This is a genomic window from Streptomyces sp. col6, assembly GCF_008042035.1.
Taxonomy (GTDB): Bacteria; Actinomycetota; Actinomycetes; order Streptomycetales; family Streptomycetaceae; genus Streptomyces.
Genome location: NZ_RDBL01000013.1, coordinates 1,453,489 through 1,462,063 on the forward strand (window position 1 = coordinate 1,453,489; position 8,575 = coordinate 1,462,063).

Below are 8,575 nucleotides of genomic sequence, written 5' to 3' on the forward strand. Positions count from 1 at the left end.
TTTGCTGTGTCTTCGTGGAAGCGACCTGCGCCATTTCGTATGAAAAAATGAGTGTTATGCGTTTTCTTGAGCCCGGCACCGGTCGCTACACAGAGTCCCCCTCGGTCCCGTACGACCTCACGTACGACGATGTCTTCATGGTTCCGGGCCGGTCGGCGGTCGGATCGCGCCAGGGCGTCGACCTGTCCTCGCCCGACGGCAGCGGCACCACCATCCCGCTGGTCGTCGCGAACATGACCGCGATCGCGGGCCGCCGGATGGCCGAGACCATCGCCCGCCGCGGCGGTCTCGTCGTCATCCCGCAGGACATCCCGATCGAGGTCGTCACCGAGGTCATCTCCTGGGTGAAGACGCGCCACCTGGTGCTCGACACGCCCATCGAGCTGTCGCCGGGCCAGACGGTCGCCGACGCGCTGTCCCTGCTGCACAAGCGCGCGCACGGCGCCGGGGTCGTCGTGGACGCCGAGCGCCGTCCCGTCGGCGTGGTCACCGACCACGACCTGTCCGGCGTGGACCGCTTCACCCAGCTCTCCGAGGTCATGTCCAAGGACCTGGTCGTCCTGGACGCGGACATCGACCCGCGCGACGCCTTCAACAAGCTCGACGGCGCCAACCGCAAGCTCGCCCCCGCGGTCGACGCGGACGGCCGCCTCGTCGGCATCCTGACCCGCAAGGGCGCCCTGCGCGCCACGCTCTACACCCCGGCCACCGACGCCGCGGGCAAGCTCCGGATCGCCGCCGCCGTCGGCATCAACGGCGATGTGGCGGGCAAGGCCAAGCAGCTGCTCGACGCCGGTGTCGACACCCTCGTCGTGGACACCGCGCACGGCCACCAGGAGTCGATGATCAGCGCCGTGCGCGCGGTCCGGGCGCTGGACCCGCAGGTGCCGATCGTGGCGGGCAACATCGTCGCCGCCGAGGGCGTGCGCGACCTCATCGAGGCGGGCGCCGACATCATCAAGGTCGGCGTCGGACCCGGCGCCATGTGCACCACCCGCATGATGACCGGCGTGGGCCGGCCCCAGTTCTCCGCCGTCCTGGAGTGCGCCGCCGAGGCGAAGAAGTACGGCAAGCACGTCTGGGCCGACGGCGGGGTCCGCCACCCGCGCGACGTCGCCATGGCCCTCGCGGCCGGCGCGTCCAACGTGATGATCGGCTCCTGGTTCGCCGGCACGTACGAGTCCCCGGGCGACCTCCAGCAGAGCGCCGACGGCCGCTTCTACAAGGAGTCCTTCGGCATGGCGTCCGCGCGCGCCGTGAAGAACCGCACCTCCGACGAGTCCGCGTACGACCGCGCCCGCAAGGCGCTCTTCGAGGAGGGCATCTCCACCTCGCGGATGTTCCTGGACCCGGCGCGTCCCGGCGTCGAGGACCTGATCGACTCGATCATCGCGGGCGTCCGCTCCTCCTGCACCTACGCGGGCGCGGCCTCGCTCGCCGAGTTCGCCGAGAAGGCCGTCGTCGGCGTCCAGAGCGCCGCCGGCTACGCGGAGGGCAAGCCGCTGCACGCCAGCTGGAGCTAGGGCCTGCCCGGCCCTGATCCGCCGGACCGGACCCGGCCCGTGGTCTACTGCCGGGGGACGGCACGCGCCGTCCCCCGGCATCGTCATGCCCGGCTCCGCCCGCGCCTCCGCAGAGAAGTGACCCGTACGACGTGCGACTGAACGACCTCGACGAACGCATCGTCCACGCCCTGGCCGAGGACGCCCGCCGTTCCTACGCCGACATCGGCTCGATCATCGGCCTGTCCGCGCCCGCCGTGAAACGCCGCGTGGACCGGCTGCGCGCCGAGGGGGCCATCACCGGGTTCACCGTGCGGGTCGACCCGGCGGCGCTCGGCTGGGAGACCGAGGGGTACATCGAGATCTACTGCAGCCGCAACACGTCCCCGGACTCGATCAAGCAGGGGCTCGCCCGGTATCCCGAGGTCGCGTCCGCGTCCACGGTCACCGGGGACGCGGACGCGCTCGTCCAGGTCTTCGCGGCGGACATGCGGCATTTCGAGCAGGTGCTTGAGCGGATCGCCGGTGAGCCGTACGTGGAACGGACGAAGTCCGTGCTGGTGTTGTCGCCGTTGTTGCGGCGGTATTCGTCGGGGTCGCCGGGGTAGCGGGTCCCTGCGGGTCCCTGCGGGGAGGCGTACGTGTTCGGCCGGGACGTGCGGTGGGCCGGGTCCTCCGGCGACGGTTCCGTCCTCAAACGCCGGACGGGCTGGGATGGGCTGCCCGGGTCTTGAAGTGCGGGTTCGGCCGGAGTGGCCGGACGGGCTGGGATGGGGCGCCGCATCGCGCAATGAATCTTCGCGCCCCGCGCGATCCGCGCAACGGATCGGCTGTCGGTGCGCAACAGTCGCGCCTTGTCCCGGCCGAACGGCGGAACGTACCGTTTCTACGTCCCCGCCCCGCCCGTATCGCCCGAGGTCAGCCATGCCGTCGTTGCGCACTGCCCTGTTCCAGAGCTCCGGACGCCCCGGCTCGGTCGCCGGCTCCGTCGAGCTGCTGGCGGACGCCGCGCGCCGCGCCGCCGCCACCGGGGCCCGGCTCCTGGTCTGCCCCGAGCTGTACCTGACCGGGTACGCCATCGGCGACGACGTCCCCCGGCTGGCCGAGGCCGCCGACGGGCCCGCCGCCCGTGCCGTCGCCGAGATCGCCGTACGGCACAAGATCGCCGTCCACTACGGCTATCCCGAGCGCGAGGGCGACACCCTGTACAACTCCGCGCAGCTCATCGGCCCCGACGGCATCACGCTCGCCAACTACCGCAAGACCCACCTCTTCGGCGACTTCGAGCAGCGCTGGTTCACCCCCGGCGGGCAGCCCGTGGTCCAGGCGGAGCTGGACGGCGTCCGGATCGGCCTGCTGACCTGCTACGACGTCGAGTTCCCGGAGAACGTACGGGCGCACGCCCTGGCCGGTACCGACCTGCTGCTGGTCCCGACCGCGCTGATGCACCCCTTCTCGTTCGTCGCCGAATCCCTCGTCCCGGTCCGCGCCTTCGAGAGCCAGCTGTACCTCGCGTACGTCAACCGGACCGGCCCGGAAGGCGAGTTCGACTTCACCGGGCTGAGCTGCCTGGCCGGACCCGACGGCACGGTCCGCACCCGCGCGGGGCGCGGCGAGGAACTGGTCACCGGCGATGTCGACCTCGCCCTGCTGGCCGCCTCCCGGGCCGCCAACCCGTATCTGCGCGACCGCCGCCCCGGCCTGTACGGCGCCCTCGTCTGAGTCCGTCCGCCCCCCCCTCACGTCTTCGCCCTTCCCCGCAAGGAGTCCGTACCCCATGACCGCCGTGCCCCCCGCCGTCCAGCACACCGAGGAAGCGGCCCCGCCGATCACCATGTTCGGGCCGGACTTCCCCTACGCGTACGACGACTTCCTCGCCCACCCGGCGGGACTCGGCCAGATACCGGCCACCGAGCACGGCACCGAGGTCGCCGTCATCGGCGGCGGGCTCTCCGGCATCATCACCGCGTACGAGCTGATGAAGATGGGCCTGAAGCCGGTCGTCTACGAGGCCGACCGCATCGGCGGACGGCTGCGCACCGTCGAGTTCGAGGGCTGCGGCACGGACGGCGAACCGCTCACCGCCGAGATGGGCGCGATGCGCTTCCCGCCCTCCTCGACCGCCCTCCAGCATTACATCGACCTGGTCGGCCTGGAGACGAAGCCGTTCCCGAACCCGCTCTCCCCGGCGACCCCCTCCACCGTCGTGGACCTCAAGGGCGAGTCGCACTACGCCAGGACCATCGACGAACTCCCGCAGGTCTACCGCGATGTGATGGACGCCTGGAACCGCTGCCTGGAGGAGGGCGCCGACTTCTCCGACATGAACCGGGCGATGCGCGAGCGCGACGTCCCCCGGATCCGGGAGATCTGGTCCCGGCTCGTCGAAAAGCTGGACAACCAGACCTTCTACGGCTTCCTCTGCGACTCCGACGCCTTCACGTCCTTCCGGCACCGCGAGATCTTCGGCCAGGTCGGCTTCGGCACCGGCGGCTGGGACACCGACTTCCCCAACTCCATCCTGGAGATCCTGCGGGTCGTCTACACCGAGGCGGACGACCACCACCGCTCCATCGTCGGCGGCAGCCAGCAGCTTCCGCTGCGCCTGTGGGACCGCGAACCGCACAAGATCGTGCACTGGCCGCTGGGCACCTCGCTGTCCTCGCTCCACGGGGGCGAGCCGCGCGGGGCCGTCACCCGGCTGCACCGTACGGCCGGCAACCGGATCACCGTCACGGACGCCTCCGGCGACATCCGCACCTACCGGGCCGCCGTCTTCACCGGCCAGTCCTGGCTGCTGCTCTCCAAGATCGCCTGCGACGACGCGCTCTTCCCGATCGACCACTGGACGGCGATGGAGCGTACCCACTACATGGAGTCGTCCAAGCTGTTCGTGCCCGTCGACCGGCCGTTCTGGCTGGACGAGGACGAGGTCACCGGGCGCGACACCATGTCGATGACGCTGACCGACCGGATGACCCGGGGCACGTACCTGCTGGACGACGGACCGGACCGGCCGGCCAGCATCTGCCTCTCGTACACCTGGTGCGACGACAGCCTGAAGTGGCTGCCGCTCTCCGCGAGCGAGCGGATGGACGTCATGCTGAAGTCGCTCGGCGAGATCTACCCGAACGTCGACATCCGTGGCCACATCACCGGCAACCCGGTCACCGTGTCCTGGGAGAACGAGCCCTGGTTCATGGGCGCGTTCAAGGCCAACCTGCCCGGCCACTACCGCTACCAGCGGCGGCTGTTCACCCACTTCATGCAGGACCGGCTGCCCGCCGACAAGCGGGGCCTGTTCCTGGCCGGTGACGACATCTCCTGGACGGCCGGCTGGGCCGAGGGGGCCGTGCAGACCGCGCTGAACGCCGTGTGGGGCGTGATGAACCAGTTCGGCGGCGCGACCGACCCGACCAACCCCGGGCCCGGCGACCTCTTCGACGAGCTGGCGCCGGTCGAACTGCCGGAGGACTGAGCGAGATCCCCGGTCACGAATCCGTGGCCGGGGGCTCCTTGTCGTACGCCGACGTGCCCGAGTCGAGCAGCGGCTCCTGGGTCTTGAGGTGGGCCGGGGCGAAGGCGCGCAGGACGTGGTAGCCGGTGATCACGACGATGGTGCCGAGCGCGATTCCGCTGAGCTCGAAGTTGTCGGTGATCTTCAGGCTGACCCCGCCGACGCCGATGATGATGCCCGCGGCGGCCGGCACCAGGTTCAGCGGGTTGCGCAGGTCGACCTTGCCGTTCAGCCAGATCTGGGCGCCGAGCAGGCCGATCATGCCGTAGAGGATGACGGTGATGCCGCCGAGCACGCCGCCCGGGATCGCAGCCACGACGGCGCCGAACTTCGGGCAGAGACCGAACAGCAGCGCGAAGAAGGCGGCGGCCCAGTAGGCGGCGGTGGAGTACACGCGGGTCGCGGCCATCACGCCGATGTTCTCGGAGTACGTGGTGTTCGGCGGGCCGCCCACCGCGGTCGAGAGCATCGAGGCGGCGCCGTCCGCGGCGATCGCCGTACCGAGCTTGCCGTCCAGGGAACGGCCGGTCATCTCGCCGACCGCCTTCACATGTCCGGCGTTCTCCGCGATCAGGGCGATGACGACGGGCAGGGCGACCAGGATCGCCGACCACTCGAAGCTGGGTGCGTGGAACGAGGGGAGCCCGACCCAGTCGGCCTTCCCGACGCCCGAGAGGTCCAGACGCCAGTGGTCCACGGACTCGGCGCCGCCGGCGGGGGAGTGGATCTTCCCGAAGACCAGGTCGAGCAGCCAGGACAGCACGTAACCGAAGACCAGCCCCAGGAAGATCGCGATCCGGGAGAAGAAGCCGCGCAGGCACACCACGGCCAGACCGGTGAACAGCATCACCAGCAGGGCCGTCCACTGGTCCTGCGGCCAGTACGTCGACGCGGTCACCGGTGCCAGGTTGAACCCGATGAGCATGACCACCGCGCCCGTCACCACCGGCGGCATCGCCGCGTGGATGATCCGCGCGCCGAACCGCTGCACCGCGAGCCCGGCCAGGAAGAGCACCACACCGACCACGAACACGGCGCCGGTGACCACCGCGCTGTCGCCGCCGCTCGCCCGGATCGTCGCGGCGACCCCGACGAACGAGAGCGAACAGCCCAGGTAGCTCGGCACCTGGCCGCGCGTGGCCAGCAGGAAGATGGCCGTCGCGACGCCCGACATCATGATCGCCAGGTTCGGGTCCAGACCCATCAGGACCGGCGAGACGAACGACGCGCCGAACATCGCGACCACGTGCTGCGCGCCGAGCCCGAAGGTCCGGGGCCAGGAGAGCCGTTCGTCGGGGCGGACCACCGCTCCCGGCGCGGGCGTCTTCCCGTCGCCGTGCAAGGTCCAGCGCACGCCGAGGCCCATGGTTGCTCCCTGTGTGTAGGTGCGTGAGCCCGTAGGCACGGCGCTCGTCGCGGAAAAGATCAGCGCCATGGTAGTGCCGCCCGGGTCGCGCCCCACGGCCGGACCCGCCCCTTCCGGTTCGCCGGGTCCGTGGAGCCGGGGCAGGTCAGGAGCGGGGCTCGGCCACGGGCACCTCCCGCACCGCGTTCCCGGCCGCCGCCTTGCGGTCACCGGCGCGCAGCACCCCGGCACCGAGCACCAGACCGAACGCCAGCACCGAGACGAGGCCGAACGACACCACCAGCGAGGTCGCCTCGGCCAGCGAACCGATCGCCGACGGGGCGATGAGCCCGGAGGTGTACGTGATCGTCGCGACGCCCGCGATGGCCTGGGCCGGCCTGGGCCCGCTGCGCCCCGCAGCCGCGAAGGCGAGCGGGACCACCACGGCGATCCCGAGCCCCATCAGCCCGAAGCCGCACATCGCGAGGGCCGCGTGCGGGGCGGTGACCACCAGCACCCCGCCCACCGTGGCCAGGACGCCGCCGGTCCGTACGGTGCGCACCGCGCCGAAGCGGTCGACGACCCGGTCCCCGGCGATCCGGGCGACCGCCATGGTCAGCGCGAACGCGGTGGTGGACGCGGCGGCGAGACCGGCCGAGCTGTCCAGCGTGTCGCGGAGGTAGACCGCCGACCAGTCGAGGCTGGCCCCCTCGGCGAACACCGCGCAGAAGCCGACCGCGCCGATGACCAGGGCCGACTTCGGCGGCAGCGCGAACCGCGGCGGCGGCTCCTCGTCCGGCTCGCTGCGCAGGTCGAGCACCCACTGGCAGGCGGCCAGGCCCAGTGCGGTGAGGGTGAGAGCCGCTGTCACGTGGTGCAGCCGGGCGTCGGCGCCCACATGGGCGGCCACCGTGCCCGCCGCCGAACCGATCAGGGCGCCCACGCTCCACATCCCGTGCAGCCCGGACATGATCGACTTGTCGAGGCGGTTCTCCACCTCGACGCCGAGCGCGTTCATCGCCACGTCGGACATGCCGGCCGACGCCCCGTACACGAACAGCGCCGCGCACAGCGTGAGCAGGTTGGGAGCCAGCGAGGGCAGGATCAGGGCCAGCGTCCACAGGGCCAGCAGCCCGCGCAGCGCGTTGCGCGCGCCGAAGCGGTGGCTCACCGCACCGGCCAGCGGCATGGCGATCGAGGCGCCGATCGCGGGGAACGCGAGGGCGATGCCCAGCTGGCCGGCGCTGACGCCCGCGTGGTCCTGGATCCAGGGGACCCGGGTGGCGAAGCTGCCGGTCACCGCCCCGTGCACGGTGAAGACCGCCGCGACGGCATACCTGGCCCGTCGCACCTCGCCGGTGCCGAAGACCGTAGCCGTGGATTCTGTCGTCATACCGCGGTGTCCCTCCCCTGAAGCCTTCTCCACGATGCGGGCAGTAAACTATCAGGAACCCTGCCTGATAAATAGACCGTCCGCTCCTCCGGTCCGGCGGTGATCTGGAAGGATTCCGGCATGCCCGCATCACCGAGCACCGCCCGTGCCATGAACGACCGGCTCGCCCTGCGGCTTCTCCAGCAGGACGGCCCGCTGACGGCCACGCAGTTGAAGACCCTCACCGGGCTCTCCCGGCCGACCGTCGCGGACCTCGTCGAACGGCTCCGGGACGCGGGTCTGATCCATGTCGTCGGCGAGACCGGGGCCGACCGCCGGGGGCCCAACGCCCGGCTCTACGGCATCGTCGCGGACCGCGCCCTGCTGGCCGGACTGGATGTGCGCACCGACAGCGTCGCCGTCGTCGTCGCCGATCTGCTGGGCACGACGCTCGCCGAGGCGACCCTGCCGATCGGCAGCGAGACCGAGGGGGACGAAGCCGTCGAGCAGGCCGTCGCGCTGCTGGCGACCACCGCCCGGCGCGCGGGGAGCGCGCCCCTGCACAGCGTCGGTATCGGCGCACCGGGGCTCATCGACCCGGTCACGGGGGAGCTGCGGGACAGCAGCGGTCTGCCGTCCTGGCACCGCAGCCTGGTCCGGGCGCTCCAGGAACGGCTCCCATCGACCGTCCTCGTCGAGAACGAGACGAACCTCGCCGCCGTCGCCGAGCACCGCGCCGGCGCGGCCCGCGACCACGACACGTTCGTCCTGTTCTGGCTCGGCCACGGGGTGGGGGCGGCGGTCATGCTCGACGGGAAGCTGCGCCGGGGGGCCTCGGG

7 protein-coding genes are annotated in these 8,575 nt (G+C 71.5%); 5 read left to right on the top strand and 2 right to left on the bottom strand.

What is annotated here, in order from left to right:
• The first annotated feature begins 56 nt into the window (after window positions 1-56).
• The 4 genes from EAO73_RS23335 (at window position 57) to EAO73_RS23350 (ending at window position 4,980) form a co-directional block, all read left to right on the top strand.
• On the top strand, window positions 57-1,523 hold the full coding sequence (locus EAO73_RS23335; RefSeq protein ID WP_147973407.1) for a GuaB1 family IMP dehydrogenase-related protein: 1,467 nt from the start codon (window positions 57-59) through the stop codon (window positions 1,521-1,523).
• A gap of 131 nt (window positions 1,524-1,654) precedes the next feature.
• Window positions 1,655-2,110 (top strand): Lrp/AsnC family transcriptional regulator, encoded by a 456-nt coding sequence (locus tag EAO73_RS23340; protein ID WP_093709736.1) that lies wholly within the window; start codon window positions 1,655-1,657, stop codon window positions 2,108-2,110.
• 316 nt (window positions 2,111-2,426) lie between these two features.
• Window positions 2,427-3,224 carry a carbon-nitrogen hydrolase family protein gene (locus EAO73_RS23345; RefSeq protein WP_147973408.1) on the top strand — a complete coding sequence of 266 codons (798 nt, stop codon included), beginning with the start codon at window positions 2,427-2,429 and terminating at the stop codon, window positions 3,222-3,224.
• Between the two features lie 55 nt (window positions 3,225-3,279).
• Window positions 3,280-4,980: a flavin monoamine oxidase family protein gene (locus EAO73_RS23350; protein WP_147973409.1), complete on the top strand. Its 1,701-nt coding sequence runs from the start codon at window positions 3,280-3,282 to the stop codon at window positions 4,978-4,980.
• Between the two features lie 13 nt (window positions 4,981-4,993).
• Here EAO73_RS23350 and EAO73_RS23355 read toward each other — a convergent pair whose 3' ends face one another.
• Both EAO73_RS23355 and EAO73_RS23360 read right to left on the bottom strand, forming a co-directional pair.
• On the bottom strand, window positions 4,994-6,385 hold the full coding sequence (locus EAO73_RS23355; RefSeq protein WP_147973410.1) for a uracil-xanthine permease family protein: 1,392 nt from the start codon (window positions 6,383-6,385) through the stop codon (window positions 4,994-4,996).
• A gap of 145 nt (window positions 6,386-6,530) precedes the next feature.
• A complete protein-coding gene (locus EAO73_RS23360; RefSeq protein ID WP_147973411.1) occupies window positions 6,531-7,757 on the bottom strand; it encodes an MFS transporter in 1,227 nt (408 codons plus the stop codon).
• Between the two features lie 120 nt (window positions 7,758-7,877).
• Between EAO73_RS23360 and EAO73_RS23365 the strand changes: the two genes are divergently transcribed.
• A partial coding sequence (locus tag EAO73_RS23365) for an ROK family transcriptional regulator (RefSeq protein ID WP_224756419.1) occupies window positions 7,878-8,575 on the top strand: 698 nt, incomplete at its 3' end.